General features: G+C 75.2%; 13 protein-coding genes. 5 read left to right on the top strand and 8 right to left on the bottom strand.

Features of this window, described 5'->3' with window-relative positions; genetic code table 11:
• Window position 1: 1 nt before the first annotated feature.
• On the bottom strand, window positions 2-538 hold the full coding sequence (locus JN535_RS04620; RefSeq protein ID WP_205202647.1) for a MarR family winged helix-turn-helix transcriptional regulator: 537 nt from the start codon (window positions 536-538) through the stop codon (window positions 2-4).
• Between the two features lie 146 nt (window positions 539-684).
• Here JN535_RS04620 and JN535_RS04615 point away from each other — a divergent pair, with 146 nt between their 5' ends.
• The gene (locus JN535_RS04615) at window positions 685-1,071 is read left to right on the top strand and encodes a PadR family transcriptional regulator (protein ID WP_205202645.1); all 387 of its coding nucleotides are present in this window, start codon (window positions 685-687) and stop codon (window positions 1,069-1,071) included.
• Window positions 1,068-1,823: a hypothetical protein gene (locus tag JN535_RS04610; protein ID WP_205202644.1), complete on the top strand. Its 756-nt coding sequence runs from the start codon at window positions 1,068-1,070 to the stop codon at window positions 1,821-1,823. The genes JN535_RS04615 and JN535_RS04610 overlap by 4 nt, the downstream gene beginning before the upstream one ends.
• Before the next feature lie 147 nt (window positions 1,824-1,970).
• Here JN535_RS04610 and topA read toward each other — a convergent pair whose 3' ends face one another.
• Both topA and JN535_RS21165 read right to left on the bottom strand, forming a co-directional pair.
• On the bottom strand, window positions 1,971-4,733 hold the full coding sequence (gene topA, locus JN535_RS04605; RefSeq protein ID WP_205202642.1) for a type I DNA topoisomerase: 2,763 nt from the start codon (window positions 4,731-4,733) through the stop codon (window positions 1,971-1,973).
• Between the two features lie 169 nt (window positions 4,734-4,902).
• Complete coding sequence (locus JN535_RS21165; protein WP_275892133.1) at window positions 4,903-5,982, bottom strand: phosphatase PAP2 family protein; 1,080 nt, start codon at window positions 5,980-5,982, stop codon at window positions 4,903-4,905.
• A gap of 124 nt (window positions 5,983-6,106) precedes the next feature.
• Here JN535_RS21165 and JN535_RS04595 point away from each other — a divergent pair, with 124 nt between their 5' ends.
• On the top strand, window positions 6,107-6,817 hold the full coding sequence (locus JN535_RS04595) for a TetR/AcrR family transcriptional regulator (RefSeq protein WP_205202640.1): 711 nt from the start codon (window positions 6,107-6,109) through the stop codon (window positions 6,815-6,817).
• Window positions 6,818-6,893: 76 nt separating this feature from the next.
• Here the strand turns inward: JN535_RS04595 and JN535_RS04590 are convergent, their stop codons facing one another.
• The 3 genes from JN535_RS04590 to JN535_RS04580 are packed head-to-tail and all read right to left on the bottom strand — an operon-like array spanning window position 6,894 to window position 12,981.
• Complete coding sequence (locus JN535_RS04590) at window positions 6,894-10,544, bottom strand: ATP-binding protein (RefSeq protein WP_205202638.1); 3,651 nt, start codon at window positions 10,542-10,544, stop codon at window positions 6,894-6,896.
• Complete coding sequence (locus JN535_RS04585; protein ID WP_205202636.1) at window positions 10,544-11,284, bottom strand: DUF4194 domain-containing protein; 741 nt, start codon at window positions 11,282-11,284, stop codon at window positions 10,544-10,546. The genes JN535_RS04590 and JN535_RS04585 overlap by 1 nt, the downstream gene beginning before the upstream one ends.
• Window positions 11,281-12,981, bottom strand: a complete 1,701-nt coding sequence (locus JN535_RS04580; RefSeq protein ID WP_205202634.1) for a DUF3375 domain-containing protein — start codon at window positions 12,979-12,981, stop codon at window positions 11,281-11,283. The genes JN535_RS04585 and JN535_RS04580 overlap by 4 nt, the downstream gene beginning before the upstream one ends.
• A gap of 367 nt (window positions 12,982-13,348) precedes the next feature.
• Here JN535_RS04580 and JN535_RS04575 point away from each other — a divergent pair, with 367 nt between their 5' ends.
• Both JN535_RS04575 and JN535_RS04570 read left to right on the top strand, forming a co-directional pair.
• On the top strand, window positions 13,349-14,053 hold the full coding sequence (locus tag JN535_RS04575; RefSeq protein ID WP_307868206.1) for a vitamin K epoxide reductase family protein: 705 nt from the start codon (window positions 13,349-13,351) through the stop codon (window positions 14,051-14,053).
• A 74-nt stretch (window positions 14,054-14,127) separates the two neighbouring features.
• On the top strand, window positions 14,128-14,481 hold the full coding sequence (locus tag JN535_RS04570; protein WP_205202632.1) for a hypothetical protein: 354 nt from the start codon (window positions 14,128-14,130) through the stop codon (window positions 14,479-14,481).
• Window positions 14,482-14,562: 81 nt separating this feature from the next.
• Here the strand turns inward: JN535_RS04570 and JN535_RS04565 are convergent, their stop codons facing one another.
• Together JN535_RS04565 and JN535_RS04560 are read right to left on the bottom strand one after the other, a co-directional pair.
• A complete protein-coding gene (locus JN535_RS04565; RefSeq protein ID WP_205202630.1) occupies window positions 14,563-16,224 on the bottom strand; it encodes a DUF7059 domain-containing protein in 1,662 nt (553 codons plus the stop codon).
• Window positions 16,225-16,327: 103 nt separating this feature from the next.
• Entirely contained in the window at window positions 16,328-16,864 is a 537-nt protein-coding gene (locus JN535_RS04560) for a hypothetical protein (RefSeq protein WP_205202622.1), read from the bottom strand.
• Window positions 16,865-16,909 lie beyond the last annotated feature (45 nt).

Raw genomic sequence — 16,909 nt, 5'->3', positions numbered from 1 at the left:
CTCAGCGGCCCCCGGGCGGGGTGGGCTCGGGGGCGGGCCCGGCAGGCAGCGGGTAGCCCGCCGCGTCGAGCCGCTCGACGAGCCGCTCCCGCAGGGACCTCCGCGCGAGGACGCGCTCGAGCTCGACGACGACCGCGCTCAGCGCGTGCGGCAGCTCGTCGTCGATCTCGGCGACCGACTCCTCGGTCGCCCGCCACTCGGCCTCGAGCAGCGGGACGAGCGCGCGGGCCTTCTCGGTGAGCGCCACGCGGCGTGTGCGGGCGTCCTCGCCGGACTTGGTCTCGACGAGACCCTCCCGGCGCATCGCGGTGACGGTCTGGCTCATGGCCGAGTGCGTCCGCCCGAGGGACGCGGCGAGGTCGCGGATCGTGAGCGGGCCGGTGTGGGCGAGGCGGATCAGCGGGTAGACGAAGCGCGGGCGCACTCCCTCGACACCACGGTCGGTGTAGACGGTGCCGATCTCGTCGTCGAGACGGCGCAGCAGGGCGTACAGCGCATCCCAGCGTCCGGCGACAGCGGTCGGGTCGGAATTTGTCACAGGACTGTTATAACAGCACTCATGCTCCCGAGGAAGCGGGTCGCGCGGACAACGTGCACAGCCGACGCCCCCTGACCGGCGACCACGGCGCACGGACCGGCGACCACTAGGTTGCCTTCCTAACTAGATCGCCCTACTGTCTAGCCATGCCCTTCGACGACCGGCTCGACCGAGAGCTCCTGCGCGGGGTCCTGCCGCTGTGCGTGCTCGCCGTCGTGGCCGCGGACGGCCCGACCTACGGCTACGCGATCACGCGCTCGCTCGCGGACGCCGGGCTCGGCGTCGTGAAGGGCGGGACGCTGTACCCGCTGCTGCAACGGCTCGACGACGACGGGCTCGTCACCACCTCGTGGCGCGAGGGCGACCGGGGCCCGAGCCGGAAGTACTACGAGGTCACCGGCGCAGGACGGGACGCGCTCGGCGCGGCCGCGGCCCGGTGGGAGGCCCTGACGTCCGCGGCGTCCGGCCTGGTCGCCCGGGGCGTCGCCGACCCGGTCCCCGCACCCACCCTTCCCGGAAGGACGGCACCATGACCGACACGACCCGGTACGCGATCGAGCGCCGGTACGCGCCGCACGTCGACCCGAGGTGGGCCGAGAGGCTCGTCCTCGAGCTGCGCCTCCAGGGCGTCGCCGGCGACCGGATCGGCGCAGTCCTCGCGGAGGTGGACGCCCACGTCGTCGACAGCGGGGAGAGCGCGCCCGACGCGTTCGGGGACCCGGTCACCTACGCCCGTTCTCTCGGCCTCCCCGTGTCGCGGGCGCAGTCCCGAGGTGCGACGACGCGCGTCGTCGCGGCGTCCGGCCTCCAGCTCGTCGGCATGCTGGCCGTGCTCTGGTCGCTCCCGCCGGCGCTCGACGGCGAGCCGCTGCAGGCCTCCGCGGGGCTGCTCCTCGTGCTCGCAGTCCTGGTCGCCGCGGTCCTCACGCTCGGCGCACGCACCGAGCGGGTGCTGCGCGCGGTCCTGGACCACCCGGTGCTCACGGCCCTGACCGTCGCCGTCGGCGCAGGAGCGCTCGTCGCGCTGGGCCTCACGGTCCGGACGCCCGTCGTCACGCTGCCGCCCCTCGTCGTCCTCGTCGGCGGAGCGGTGGTCCTCGCCGGCGCCACGGCCTGGGAGGCGATCGAGCTGCGCGACGGCGACGACCCCGTCGTCGGGCCGCACGACGGCGAGGCGCCGCACCGCGACCCGCGCGGCCGGTTCGCGGTCCTCACCGGCCTCCTCGCGGTGCCGGTGGCGACGGTCGTCGTCGCCGGCGTCACGGTGCTCCTCCCCCGCGGGTGATCGCCACACCGCACCACGGCCGAGCCCGGCCGGCGAGACAGAACCCGCTGCGCCGAGGGAGAACCCTGGTCTCCCGAGGCAGGACCCCGGTCCGCCGAGGGAGAACCGTGGTTCTCCCCCGGCAGAGCAGCGTCCTCGCGGAGGCGGCTACTTCTTGGCGGCAGTCTTTCGCGCGGCGGGCTTGCGCGTTGCCGTGCGCTTCTTCGCCGGACCCTGCGCACGCTTCTCCGCGAGGAGCTCGATCGCGCGCTCGGGCGTGATCGACTCGGGAGTGACGTCGCGCGGGAGGGTGCGGTTCGTCTCCCCGTCGGTGACGTACGCGCCGAACCGGCCGTCCTTGACGACGATCGGCTTGCCGCTGTTCGGGTCGTCGCCGAGCTCGCGCAGGGGCGGCGTCGCGGCGCGCTGGCCGCGGCCGCGCTTGGGCTGCTTGTAGAGCTCGATCGCCTCGTCGAGAGTGACGGTGAACATGGACTCCTCGTCGGGCAGCGAGCGCGAGTCGGTGCCCTTCTTGAGGTACGGGCCGTAGCGGCCGTTCTGCGCCGTGATCTCCTCGCCCGACTCCGGGTCGGTCCCGACCACGCGCGGCAGCGAGAGCAGACGCAGAGCATCCTCGAGCGTGACGGTGTCGAGCGACTGCGTCTTGAGCAGCGACGCCGTGCGCGGCTTGGGCTGCGCGGCCTTCGCCTTCTTCTGCGCGGCGGCGGACAGGCTCGTGTCGATGGGCGGGAGGTCGAGCACCTCGGTGACGTACGGGCCGTAGCGGCCCGCCTTGGCCACGATCTCGTTGCCCGAGGCGGGGTCGGTGCCGAGCACCTTGCCGTCGTCGGCGCCCGCCGCGAGCAGCTCGCGCGCCTTGGCGACGGTCAGCTCGTCGGGGGCCACGTCGTCGGGCACGGACGCTCGCGGCGGGTTCTGCCCCTCCTTGACCGGGACGGAGAGGTCCTCGACGTACGGGCCGTACCGACCGACCCGGAGCTGGATCCCCTCCCCGATCGGCACGGAGTTGATGCCGCGCGCGTCGATGTCGCCGAGGTTCGCGACGAGGTCGCGCAGGCCCTCGCCGTCCTCGCCCTTCGCGGCGTCCCCGAAGTAGAACTCCGTGAGCCACGCGACGCGGTCGCGGCGCCCGGCCGCGATCTCGTCGAGGTCCGCCTCCATCCGCGCCGTGAAGTCGTAGTCGACGAGCCGGTCGAAGTGCTCCTCGAGGAGCCGCACGACGGCGAACGCGAGCCAGCTCGGCACGAGCGCCTGTCCGCGCGAGAGCACGTACCCGCGGTCCTGGATCGTCGAGATCGTCGAGGCGTACGTGGACGGACGGCCGATGCCGAGCTCCTCGAGCGCCTTGACGAGGCTCGCCTCGGTGTAGCGGGGCGGGGCCGACGTCGAGTGCCCGTCCGCCGTGAGGTCGTCGCCGCGCAGCGCGTCGCCCTCGCTCATCTGCGGCAGGCGCGCGTCGTCGTCGCCCTTGCTGCCGACGACGGGCGCGTCCTCGGCGTACCGGTCGACGTCCGAGCTCTCCTCGTACGCGGCGAGGAACCCGCGGAACGTGATGACGGTGCCCGACGCGGCGAACACCGCGTCGCGACCCGCGACGTCGCCCGCGGCGGCCGAGAGGGCCGCGCCGAGGCGCACCGACGCCGTCGACCCCTTGGCGTCGGCCATCTGCGACGCGACGGTGCGCTTCCACACGAGCTCGTAGAGCTTGAACTGGTCGTCGCTCAGCTCGCGCTTGACCTGCGCGGGCGTGCGGAACGAGTCGCCCGCGGGACGGATCGCCTCGTGCGCCTCCTGCGCGCCCTGGTTCTTCGCGGCGTAGACGCGCGGCTTCTCGGGCACGAACTCGGGGCCGTAGAGCTCGGCGGCCTGCCGGCGCGCCGCCGTGGTGGCCTCGGCCGACAGCGACGGCGAGTCCGTACGCATGTAGGTGATGTAGCCGTTCTCGTACAGCGACTGTGCCGTCCGCATCGCCTGGCGCGACGACATGCGGAGCTTGCGGCTCGCCTCCTGCTGGAGGGTCGACGTCGTGAACGGCGCCGCGGGACGGCGCGTGTACGGCTTGGTCTCGAGCGAGCGCACGACGAACGCGGCGTCCGTGAGCCCGGCCACGACGGAGCGCGCCGTCGCCTCGTCGAGGTGCGCGACGCCGTCGCGCACCGCGGCCGCCTTGAGCTGCCCCCGGTCGTCGAAGTCGCGGCCCGACGCGACCCGCGCGTCGCCGACCTGCACGAGACGGGCGCCGAACGCCTTCCCCGCGTCGGGGGCGGAGGCGTCCGCGTGCTCGAACGTGCCCGTGACGTCCCAGTACTCGGCGGGGACGAACGCCATGCGCTCGCGCTCGCGCTCGACGACGAGGCGCGTCGCGACCGACTGCACGCGGCCCGCCGACAGCCCCTGGGCGATCTTGCGCCACAGCACGGGCGAGACCTCGTAGCCGTACAGGCGGTCGAGGATGCGTCGCGTCTCCTGCGCGTCGACGAGGTGCTCGTCGAGGTCGCGCGTGTTCTGCAGCGCCCGCTGGATGGCCTCGCGCGTGATCTCGTGGAAGACCATGCGCTTGACCGGGACCTTGGGCTTGAGCGCCTCGAGGAGGTGCCACGCGATGGCCTCGCCCTCGCGGTCCTCATCGGTCGCGAGGTAGAGCTCGTCGGCGTCCTTGAGCGCGCGCTTGAGCTCGGCGACCTTCTTCTTCTTGTCCGCGTAGACCTCGTAGTAGGGGTCGAACCCGTGGTCGACGTCGACGGCGAACTTGCCGTACGGACCCTTCTTCATGTCCGCGGGCAGCTCGGACGGCTGCGGCAGGTCGCGAATGTGCCCCACGCTCGCCTCGACCTCGTAGTCGTCGCCGAGGTAGCCCTGGATCTTTCGAGCCTTGGCGGGCGACTCGACGATCACGAGCTTGCGTGGCATCCGATCCTGCTTTCGTCCGTGCGTACGTGTCCGTGGCGGGCGCTCCCCGCCCGACGGCGGCCGGGGCACCACCCGGGGCGCGTCCGGCGCGTCGTGGTGCCGCGTGGACGACCCTCCGGTCGTCCGAGGTGGCAGCCTACGACGTTACGCCAATCGCGCCAGCCGCACCCTACCGCCGAACCGGACGGGCGTCCGGGCGGGCTGTGGACTGGCGGACGAGGAGCAGGACGGCGAACGCCGCGGCGGTCACCGCGAGCACGCCCGCGACCCCGCCGGCGTACGCGGTGACCTCCTGCGCGGCCGTCGTGTCCCACGTCGCGGGCGTCGCCCGCAGCGCGAGCGCCGCCGCCACGCCGGCCGCGCCCGCCCCGAGGAGGAGCAGCACGGCCATGACGGTCGAGCCCGGTGACGCGCCGGCGCCCGGGTCGAGCGCGGAGCGGGGCGTGAAGGCGCACACGAGCGCCGCCCACGCGAGGACGACGAGGACCGCGGCGACGACGTCGCTCGGTCGGTGCCACTGGCCGACGAGCGTCGAGACGCCGGTCGCGGCCGTGTACGCGCCGCCGAGGACGGCCACGAGCGGCCGGGCCGCACGCGGCACGACGAGCAGCAGCGCCGCCGCGACCGAGCCCGCGACCGTCGTGTGGCCGCTGGGCAGCGAGTTCTCCCAGTGCCACCCGCCGATCAGCTCCTCACGACCGAGGAGCGAGTGCTTGACGAGCTGGGTCGTGACGTTCGCCCCCACGACGAGGAACGCGACCTGCACGGCGAGCCCCCAGCGGCGCCGCAGGAGCGCGATGCCCATGGCGGCGCCGAGCCCGCCGACGACGAACGCGACCGACACCGTGTCGAGGACCGGCTCGGCCACCCTCCACAGCTCGCCCTGCCCCGTGACCGCACCGTCGAACGCGGCACGTTCGAGCATCTGCCCCGCGAAGGTGTCGACGAAGAACCGCCACACGAGCCACGCGCCCGCGACGGCGAGCACCGCGACGACGGCCGCGACGACCCGCGACACGGTGCTCGGGCCGTCCGCCACGACGGTCGGAGGGCGGCGGGACGCCGGCTGCGGCACCGGCGGGCGCGACGCCCCGGGCGGGTACGGGGCCACCGGAGGGGGCGGAGCGGCCGGCTGGTGCGGGGCGCCGGACGGCGCGGGCGGCAGCACCGGCGGCGTCGCCGGGAGCGGTCGCGTGCCCGTCCCGCCGCTGGTCGGCAGCGGCCGGGTCGGGGCGGGGTCTGCAGACATCCCTCCACCGTAGAGGACACGTGTGTGCGTTCCGAGAAGACGGCGGGAAGAGGCTCCGCGCGCTGTTCCCACCCGGGCCGACCAGCCCCGCAGGGCAAGACGGGGCCACAGTAGGGTGACCGTCATGACGGACGTCTCCCCCGCGCGGGGCGCCGACGACGGCGCCGCCCCCGCGCGGACACCCCGGCCCCGCCGCACGCGCGCGGCGACGCTCGAGCGCCGCGAGGAGATCCTGCGCGCGGCGATGCGCGTGTTCGGGTCCAAGGGTTACCACCAGGGATCGCTCGCCGAGGTCGCCGAGCAGGTCGGCATCACGCACGCGGGGGTGCTGCACCACTTCGGCTCCAAGGACCGGCTGCTCACCGAGGTGCTCGAGTTCCGCGACCGCGTCGACGTCGAGCACCTCGAGGGGCAGCACATCCCGGGCGGGCTGGACCTCTTCCGGCACCTCGTCACGACCGCCGCCATCAACGCCGAGCGGCCGGGGATCGTCCAGGCCTACGCCGTGCTCACGGGCGAGGCCGTCACCGACGGGCACCCGGCGAGCGCCTGGGTCACGGAGCGCTTCACGGGGCTGCGTGCCGACATCGCGGGCGCCCTGCGCGAGGTGATCGAGGAGCGCCGCGCCGCGGGCGACACCGACACGGACTACGAGCTCACCGACGCCGCGCTCGACCTCGCGGCGTCGACGATCATCGGCGCGATGGACGGCCTCCAGATCCAGTGGCTCCTCGACCCCGAGGCCGTGGACCTCGCCGAGTCCACCGCGTTCGCGATCGAGGCGGTCCTCGCCTCGACCCTCGCCGGGGCCCGGCGACCGCGCCCGCTCGGCTGAACCGGCCGCCGTCGGGCACGGCTCGCCGCGGCAGGAGGCCGGTCACGGCCGGGTCCTCCCACGCGCGAGCAGGGTCCTACCTCGCGGCAGAGGGCTCGGGGACGGCGCCCGACGCCGCTGCCTCGCCGGCCGGACGACCGTCGCGGTACGCGGCGATCGACAGGGTCCGCAGGCGTGAGGACCGCCCCGACGGGTTGTCCACGAACCCGACGGCCGAGATGTACGGCTCGATCACGTGGATCTTCTGCAGCGGCGTGACGATGAGGAGCTGCAGGCCCAGGCGACGGAACAGCTCGAGCGCGAACCGGGTCGACTCGTCCGACCCCCGCCCGAACGCCTCGTCGATGACGACGAACCGGAACGCCGTCGAGCGCACCGCGCCCCAGTCGAGCTTGAACTGGTAGGCCAGCGACGCCGCGAGGACGGTGTACGCGAGCTTCTCCTTCTGCCCGCCGGACTTGCCGCCCGAGTCGGAGTAGTGCTCGTGCTCGGAGTCGTCGGCGCGCGAGCGCTCGGACGCGGAGAGCACGAACCAGTTGCGCACGTCCGTGACCCGCCGGCGCCACGCCTCGTCGAGGTCGCTCATGCCTTCGCGCCCGCGGAACCGCTCGACGAGCGCCTTGACCCGCAGGAACCGGTCCTCCGAGTACGACAGCGCGCCGTCGGCGAGCGACCCGTCGCCCTCGGCGAGCGCGCGGTCGTCCTCCGCGAGGATCCCGTCGCCGTCGGTGCACGCGCGCAGGTCCTGCTGGAACTCGCGCACCTCGAGGTTCGGCGTGCGCGACATCTCGAGCCGGATGTACCGGCCCGGGTTGTAGTCGATCGCGCGCAGCGAGTCGTTGATGGTGTCGATCCGGTCGCGGATGACGTCGGCCTGCTTGGCGAGCTCGGCCGCGAACCCCGCGATGTCGCGGATCGCGTTGGTGTTGAGGTACGCCTTGAAGTCGGCCTCGAAGCGCGGGAGGTCGTCGCGCACGAGCCGGTCGTGGATCTCCCGGTAGCCGTCGGCCGACCGCACGTCCGCGTCGAGCTCGGCCGTCTCGACCGGGTACGCCGAGCGGAAGGACGCCATCTGTCCGGCGATCCGGGTCCCGAGGTCCGCGCGCTCGCGCTGCGCCTGCTCGGCCTCGGCGGTGAGCCGCGAGCGCACCGCGTTCTCGACGGCGTCGAGGTCGGCCGCGCGCGTCGGGCCGCCTGCCCCGCCGTCCGGGGCCGCCCCGCCGTCGGGTCCGACCGCCGCGAGCTCGCGCTCGAACTCCGCGGTGAGCGCCGCCGTCGTCTCCTCGTCGAGCGTCTCGCGCGCGCCGTCGAGCACCGCGCGCGCCCGCTCCCGCGCCGTCCTCGCCTCGTCGAGCGCGTGCCGGTCGGCGCCGAGCGTCGCGACGACGCGGTCGCGCTCGGCCTCGAGCTCCGCCTGTCGGCGCGCGTTGTCGTCGAGCAGGGCTGCGAGGCGGCCGAGCTCCTCGCTCGCCTGCTCGAGGCGGCGCTTCTCCTCGGCGAGCTCCGCGATCCGTGCCGTCTCCGCGCCGCGGTCGAGCTCGTCCCAGTCGCGGTACACGTCGAGGCGGCCGAGCGCGGCGGACCGCGACTGGAGGTCCGCGCGCGCGGCGGCGGCCTCGTCCCGACGCCGCACGAGCGCGTCGCGGCGCGCGGTCACCTCGGCCGCCTGCTCCAGCAGCGCGTCGATCTTGGCCTGTGTCGACCACCCGAGCACGTAGCCGCGGCGGTCGTCGACGGCGCGCGTGTCGTTCTTCTCGTGGTGGTCCGGCGAGTGCTTGACCTGGCCGGCCCGCGTGATCGCCCGGGGCAGCCGGCGGAACGCGTCGAGGTCGGGCGCGCACGCGTGGTCGGCGCGACGCTCGAGCTCGGCCTCGACCCACGCGGTGAGCGACGGCGCGTCGTCGAGGCGGCGCACGTCGAGCAGGTCGGCGAGGAGCGGCACGCCGTCCTCGCGCGGCGCCGGGCGGGCGGCGGTGACGCGCTCGGGCACCCGGTGGTAGACGAGCCGCAGCCCGAGGTGTTCACGGTCGACCCACGCGGACACCGCGTCGTAGTGCGCCGCCGGCACGAGGAGCGAGAGCGCGAAGCCGCGCAGCACGCGCTCGGCCGCGCCCTCCCACTCGGCGTGCTCGGGGCGGACGGCGAGCAGCTCACCCACGAACGGCACGTCGCCCGGCGAGAGCCCGACGCCGGCGCACAGCCGGTCGCGGACCTCCAGGTGGGTGCGCGGCAGGTTGGAGCGGCGGTCGGCGAGGCTCGCGAGCTCGGCCTTGACGTCGGCGGTCTCCTGCTCGACGGCGCGCAGCTCCGCGGCGACCTCGCTCGCGCGCTCCTCCGCCCGGGCGAGGTCCTCGCGCACGCGCACCGCGGCGTCGTCGGCCGCACGCCGCAGCGCGGCGAACGCGTCGGGATCGACGAGCGCGGCGGCCACCGCCGCCGCCCCGCCGCCGAACCCGGGGTTGTGGTCACCAGAACCGCCGAACCCGGGGATGTCGCCGGGTTCGGCGCCTTGGGGTGCTGCAACCCCGGGTTCGGTGCCGAGCGTGAGGCCGGCTGCGGCGGCGTAGCCCGCGAGCTGGGCGACGCGGCGCTCGCGCGCGGCGCGCTCGACCTCGCGGCGCGCGACCTCCCCCTCGATCGCGGCGAGGCGGTCGCCGCCGTGGCCCGCGCGCTCGAGCTCGAGCCGCTGCCGCTCGGCCGCGAGGAGCCCGAGCTCGTCGGCGACGCGTTGGCGCCGGGTCTCGCCGTCCGCGACTCGCTCGTCGAGCGCGCCGATGAGGCCGTCGAGGTCGGCCACGCGGCGCGACGCCGTGAACGCGCGCAAGGCGTCGCGCCGGGCCACGAGCGCCGCTGCGCGCTCTCCCAGCTCGTCGTGCGCGTCGCAGTCCGCGAGCAGCGGCGCGAGGCGCTCGATCTGCGCGGTGGCCCGCACGACGGCGTCGTGCGCGCTCGTGAGGTCGTCGAAGTGCGCGACGAGCCGGTCCGTCCAGCGGTCGGCGTCGAACGGCTCGAGCATGTGCTCGCGCACGAACTCGCCGAGGTCGCCGACCGACTTCATGGACACGGTCTGGTGGAACAGGTCCATCGCCTGCTCCGACGGGATGCCGAGCAGGCGGCGGAAGTCGCGGCCGTACTCGGGGAAGTGGTCGCGCACCTGGGCGCCCGACTCGCGCAGCCGTCGCCGCAGCGCGGCGACGTCGCCGCCGAACCCCGCGAAGTCCTCGGTGATCGTCAGCGGCCGGTCGGCCGTGACGAAGAACCGGTCGGGCTGTCCCGACTGGCCCGGCGCGAGCCAGAACACCTGGGCGAGCGTGACCTCCTGGTCGAACCCGCGGTTCGAGAACCGCCCCAGCACGACCGAGTACGTGCCGCGCTCGCGCAGGCCCACGTGGCGCGTCGTGCCCGTCGCCTCGTCGCGCTCGGACTTGTAGTGCCCGGCGACGTACGAGCGCAGCGACCGCTCGCGCGCGCCCGCCCCGGCGGCCTTGTTGTAGGAGATCCGGTGCGACGGCACGAGGAGGGTCGTCACCGCGTCGACGATCGTCGACTTGCCCGAGCCGATGTCGCCCGTGAGGAGCGCGTTGCGGCCGTCGAGGTCGAACGCCCACACGCGCTGGTCGAACGTTCCCCAGTTGAGGACCTCGAGCCGCTCGAGGCGGAAGCCCGCCCGCGCGTCGAGGTCGGCGGCCGGGTCGTGCAGCTCGACCGCGCTGAACAGGCCTTCCATCACGCCACCGTCCTCGTCGTCGTGCCCGCACTCGTGCCGGTGCCCGCCGTGCCCGACGCCGTCCCGCGGGGCCCGCCGTCCGCGGCGAGCTCCAGGTACTGCGCGAGGCGCGCGTCGAAGTCCGCGAGCCACTGGGCGTCGACGAACGCCTTGAGGATGCGGCGCACCTCGTACCGCCGTGCGTCGCCGGCGGCCGGGTCGCCGTCCTCGCCCGGGGCGGCCCCGCCGTCGGGCACGCCGTCCGGGTCGGGACGACCCGCCGGACGCAGGAAGCCCAGCTCGACGACGCGCCGCACCAGACCGTCGACCCGATCGACGAGCCGCGCCTCGTTGGCGGCGGCCCCCGCGTCCTGCGCGAGGAACACCCGGAGCAGGTCGACGATCTCCGTGCGCGCGAGCACGAGGCGCGTCTCCCCGCCCTCGGAGTCGGCCTGCGCGAGCCGCTTGCGCAGCAGCGCGAGCAGCAGGCTCACGTCGAACGGCAGCTCTCGCCGGGGGATGAGGCGCGGCACGCGCTCGTCGCGCTCGTGCTCGGGTTGCGAGCGCAGGTAGGCGTAGCCGTCGCCCTCGTCGACGACGACCTGCAGCCCGAGCATCGCCACGGCGTCGCGCACCTGCGCCTCTCGCGCGAGCAGGTCGCGCCACAGCGCCTCGCCGGACTCGCGGTAGACGACGCCCTTGAGCAGCGACGTCACGACGACGGACAGCTCCGGGTCGCGTGCGGTGCGGGTCGTGCTCACGGGGTCTCCTCCGGGGCGGGGTCGGCGGTGTCGCGGGGGTCGTCGTCGGGTCGGGTCGCGGACGGGCCGTCCGGGGCGGGGCCGCGCGGCGTCGGCGAGGCCCCGCCGCCCGCCCCCGTGCGCCGCGCGTAGGTGACGCGCGGCAGGCGTGCGACGCGCACCACGGGGTCCGGCGTGCCGTCCTCGACGACCGGCCCCGCCGGGGCCTCGCCCTCCCAGCGCACCTCGTCCGTCCGCTCCTCGTCGTGCACGACGACGAACCGCGGGTCCTCCAGCGACAGGTACGTCACGAGCTCGGCCAGGCCGTGCTCGAGCGGCGCGGCCTCGAGCAGGTCCGCGAGCGCGACCTCCCCTGGTCCGCCGGGGGCCGTGAGCGTCGCCCGGACCGCGCGCGCGAGCCGCTCGGGGTCCACGTGCACCTGGTCGTAGAGCGCGTCGACCTCGAAGTCGTCGTCGCCGACCTCGACGTGGTCGGAGTCGAGCCGGGCCGTGGGCCGCGGCGTGAAGAGCGGCCGCTCCGTCGGGAGCACGACGTCCGGGGCGACGGCGTCGATCGCCATGCCCGGCGGCCCGCCGGGCCCCCTGCGGACGTCGCGCGCGGCGAGCGCCTTGGCCTCGACGCCGCGCAGGATGTCCATGACCCGCCGGTTCTCCAGCCACACCTGGTCGTCGAGGAAGCGGCGGAGCTGCTCCGAGAGCGTCCGCACGGTCGCCTGGGTGCGCTCGCCGGCGTCGAGCCAGTCGTAGTGGACGCGCCGCAGCCGGCGGTGCTCCTGCTCGCGGGCCACGGCCTGCGCCGCGGCGGCGTCCACGACGGCCCCCGGTCCCTCCGGGGCCGACCGGACGACGTCCGGCGAGATCGCGTCGAGGGACTGCACGCGTTCGACGAGCGCGGCGAACTCCTCCTGGCGTCGGCGGTCGAGCAGGAAGTCGTAGAACGCGTGGAACGACCGGCCCTGGTCCGACTCCGCGATGGCGGTGCGCGACCGCACGACCTCCTCGAGCAGCTCGCCCTTCGCGCCGTCCCAGCCGGTGATCCGCTCGCGCAGCTCGCGGTCGAGGGAGCGGAAGTTCGCCTCGACCTCGCGGAAGTCCGAGAGGAGGTCGGCGGCGGTCTGGGTGAGCTGCTGGTAGCGGTCGCGCTGCGCGGCGGCATCGAGGACGGCGACGCGCCCGGCACGCACCTGCGCGATCTCCTCGTCGATGGCGGCGCGCCGCTCCTCGAGCTCGCGCAGTCGCTCGGCCGGGTCGGTCTGCGTCCCGACGGCGAGCTGGCGCAGGAGCTCGAAGACCGTGTTGAGCCGCGACTCCGTGCCCACGAACCCGCGGCCCCGGAGCGACGTGACCCAGCGCACGGCCTGCTCGACGGCGGGGGTCGCGTCGTAGTGCGGCTCGCCGGAGCCCGGCGGGTACCAGGCGCGCAGCCAGCCCTGGTCCGGGTGCGCCCAGTGGTCGACGTACGCCTGCGGGGCGCGCGGGTACCGCGGCTCCGCGCCGGAGGCCCGCGCGGACCGGCCGTCGATCGCCCAGAGGTGGTCGTCGAGCCGCGCGACGAGCTCGCTCTCGGGGATCGCGCGCACGTTGTCCTCGACGAACAGCGTGCCGAGGAACGACAGCACGAGCGGCGCCGTGTCCGCGCGCAGGAGCCGCCACGCCGCGCTCGACCGTCGCAGGGAGTCGACGTCGTCGTGCTGCACGCAGGTCCTCTCGACGAGCGGGTTCCGGTCGGGCGGCACCGCGGGAAGCGCGGGCGCCCCCAGATCTTAGGTCGCGGCGCCCCCACCACCTGGACGACCCACCGGGCGGACGGACCCGACCCGACCGCGAGCGCTGCGTCCGCGAGCGACGGCTGCGTCCGCGGACGCAGCGCCCGGGCGGGGACGCGTCGCTCGGCGGCCGGGCACGGCCCCGCATCCGGGACCATGGTCCCTGTCGGCGCCGGCTGCGCGCTTCGTACCCTGGGTGCGGCGCCGGCCGGCAGCGCGCCCACCCTGCCGGCCGGCGCCACCTTCTGCCCGCCCGCCGGATCGACCCGGCGGGGCCCCGCGGACCCGAGGACCGCCCGTGACCGGAACCACCACCGCGCTCGCGGACGACGCGCGGCCGGGCGGCCGGACGCCGTCGGGCCCGGAGCGCCCCGAGGACGCGGCGTACGACCCGTTCGCCCGCCCGACCGGCTGGGCGCACTCCCGCGGGGCGCTGTTCGGCGAGATGCTGCTGTTCGGCCTGCTCAGCCTCACCGCGGCGTTCGTGCTGTCGTACGACGCGGTGCTCCTGGCCGCGAACCCCACCGCGACGCTCGCGTGCGACGTCAACACCGTGCTGTCGTGCGGGACGGTCGCGCAGTCGTGGCAGGCGCACGTCTTCGGGTTCCCCAACGCGTTCCTCGGCCTGATCGCGGAACCGATCGTCATCACGACGGCGGTCGCCGCGCTCGGCGGAACCCGCTTCCCGCGGTGGTTCCTCTTCGCGGCGCAGTGCGTGTACTTCCTCGGCGTCGTGTTCGCGTACTGGCTCTTCTACCAGTCGATGTTCGTCATCGGCGCGCTGTGCCCGTGGTGCCTGCTCATCACGGTCTCGACGACGCTGGTCTTCGCGTCGCTCCTGCACTGGAACGTGCTGGAGGACAACCTGTACCTGCCGCGCGGCGCCCAGGCGCGGCTGCTCGGGTTCGTCCGCTCGGGTTCGTACGGGTACCTGGTCGCGGCGTGGCTCGTCGGGCTCGCGATCCTCGTGGTGCTCAAGTACGGCCCGGCGCTGCTCGCCTGACGGGACCCGCGCGCCGTCGAGCCGCGCCGAGCACTCCCCCTGCACGCCGCCGAGCACGGGGTTGCTCCCGGAAAGTGGACGGGAGGGCCGCGGGCAGCGCCGCGTGCAGGCGGCTCGGGAACAGCCCGCCGATCGCGGAGCTCACCGTCCCCACGCGGACGGACCCCGCCGTCGCCCGGTCGCTCACGTGCCGCCGCGCGTCGTCGACGAGCGCCGCCATCGCGGGCAGCGACGCGCGCGTGACGCAGCACCAGCTCGCCGAGCTCGGTCGGGCGCGCCCCCTGACGGTCGCGCGTGAGCACGCACCCGCCCAGCGCGCGGTCGATGCGGTCGAGCTGGGCGGTGAGGGCAGCTGCGCGAGCCCGAGCGACGCGGCCGCCTTGGTCACGCTGCCGGACTCGGCCACCACGACGATCAGGCGCAGGTGACGCACCTCGAGGTCCATGCGACCTGAACGTATCGCTGCGACCCTGCCCTCTCTCGCGGCGGTCGCGCCGAGGCCACGGCGCTCAGCCGGCCGGTACCAGGAAGCCGTCGCGCACGAGTCCCCGCACGGTCGGCAGCAGCTCGCCCGCCAGGTCGTCGGCCGACACCTCGAAGAGCGCGGCGATCGCTCCGACGAGCTGCCCGACCGTGAGCTCGCCGTCGCTCGCCCCGACGAGCGCGGCGAGCCCCGTCGACGCCTGGACGGCCCGCCCGAACCCGTCGCCCTGACGCAGGAGGACGACCGTGGGGTCGGGAGCGCCCGGCGTGTGGAACCGTTCCTCGGTCACGTCGGGCGCGACGGCGAGACGCGCGCCCGCGAGGGCGGCGTCGTCGCGGGCCGTGAGCCAGTCGTGCGCCGCGAGCGCCGCCGCGAGGTGCCCACCGAGCGGCTGACGAACGGGGCCCGTGTGCTCCTCGAGCCGGCGCAGCGTCGGGCGCGCGCCGTCGACAGGACGCCGCAGGGTGACGATCCCGAAGCCGACGGCCTCCACGTCGCGCGCCGCGAAGTCGTCGAGCCACGCGCCGTAGGCCGCCGCCCACGCCGCGGGCTCGCGCTCCGGGGTGGTCCCGCCGTCGCGGATCCACGTCTCGGCGTACTCGGCGGGGTCCTGCACCTCGCGCTGGACCACCCAGCCGTCCAGCCCCGCCTCGTCGAGCCAGGTGCCGACGCGCTCGTCCCACGGGACGCCGCGGCGGTGCTCCCAGTTGCCGAGGAGCTGGGCCACGCCGCCCGGGGCGAGCACGGCGCCGACTCCTGTCACGAGGTCGCGCACGACGTCGTCGCCCGCCCGCCCGCCGTCGCGGTACTCGTACTCGGGCAGCGCGTCCGCCCCGTCGCCGAGGCCCCGCGGGGTGATGACGAACGGCGGGTTCGACACGACGAGGTCGAACCGGTCACCCGCCACGGGCTCGAGCATCGACCCGGCGCGGAGCTCGATCGACGCGCCGGACCCCGCCGTCCCCGCGGCGGGCACCGTGCTGATCGCCGCGTTGAACGCCGCGAAGCCCAGCGCGCGACGCGAGATGTCGGTGCCGACCACCGACCGCGCGTGCCGCGCGGCGTGCAGCGCCTGGATCCCGCAGCCCGTCCCGAGGTCGAGCACTCGCCCGACCGGGCTGCGGACCGTGACCTGCGCGAGCGTCACGGACGCCCCGCCCGCGCCCAGCACGTGGTCCGGGGCGAGACGGCGACCCGTCGCGAGCTCACCCAGGTCCGACGAGAGCCACCACGTCACCGGGCCCGCCGCGTCCGACGCCGCGTACGGCCGCAGGTCCACGACGGCGCGGACGGCGTCGTCGTCGGCCGCGCCCGCGACCTCGACCAGACCGAGGCGCCGGGCGCCGTCGACGCCCGTGCGTCCGAGGGCGGCGTCGAGCGCGGTGCGCGGGACGTCGTCGCCCAGGAGGAACAGCGCGGCGAGCGCGGCCGTGGGGTCGTCCTCGCGGCGGCGCAGCGCTCGGAGCGCCGGGACGGACTGCTCGCGGTGCAGCGCGGCGGACGCGACGGGGCCGAGCACGCGCTCGACGCCGTCGACCGTGAAGTCCACCGCCGCGAGGTCCGCGCGCAGCGTGGCCGTGGCCGCCGCGAGGTCGTCGGGGGCGAGACCTGAGCCGGGCGGGGGCGGGCCCGCGACGGCGCGCGGCGGGCCGGGTGTGGAGGCTGGGGCGGGGACGGCGGGAGACATGGGTCCATCCTGGCGGATCGCCGACGGCCCGGCCGGTCCGGCCCCGGACGCGCCGGACCCCGGCACGCCGAGGCGGGCCGGGGTCCGGGAGGGGCAGGAGTCGTCAGCAGTTCTGCGTGCCGTACACCGCGACGTTCTGCGCGGAAGTCTGGAACGCCTCGTCGGTCATGATCGACGTGAGGGCGGACATGTCGGCGCTGGCCGGGTCGTCGACGGCGGTCTTGAGGGTGTCGGTGAGCTGGCGGAAGACGCCGGTCACGTTGTCCCAGTCGGCGCTGATCTCGGCGGGAGCCTCGGCGGCCTCGAGAGAAGCGGTGAACGTCTCGAACTCGGTCACGGCGCCGGCCGGGTCGCTCGTGTCGATCGAGCCGAGGGAGCTCTGGGCGTCGATGAGGGTCTCGTAGGCGGTGCAGAAGTCGCCCGACGCCTCGACGTCGCCGGACTCCTCCTCCGTCGGCTCCTCCGACTCGGTGGTGTCGGTGGACTCGTCCTCGGCCGGGGTCGTCTCCTCCGACGCGGTGGTCTCGGAGTCGGTGCTCGCGTCGTCGCCCGAACCGCTGCAGGCGGCGAGGCCGAGCACGAGCAGGGCGCTCGTCGCGAGGGCGGTCGTGGTCTTCGTGATCGTCAGTCGGTTGCGCATGGGACCCATGGTTTCCCATGCCGGCGCCTCGCGCGCCCTCAAACC

It is taken from the genome of Cellulosimicrobium cellulans (genome assembly GCF_016921195.1).
GTDB lineage: Bacteria > Actinomycetota > Actinomycetes > Actinomycetales > Cellulomonadaceae > Cellulosimicrobium > Cellulosimicrobium cellulans_F.
This window is presented reverse-complemented; position numbering and strand designations above follow the sequence as displayed.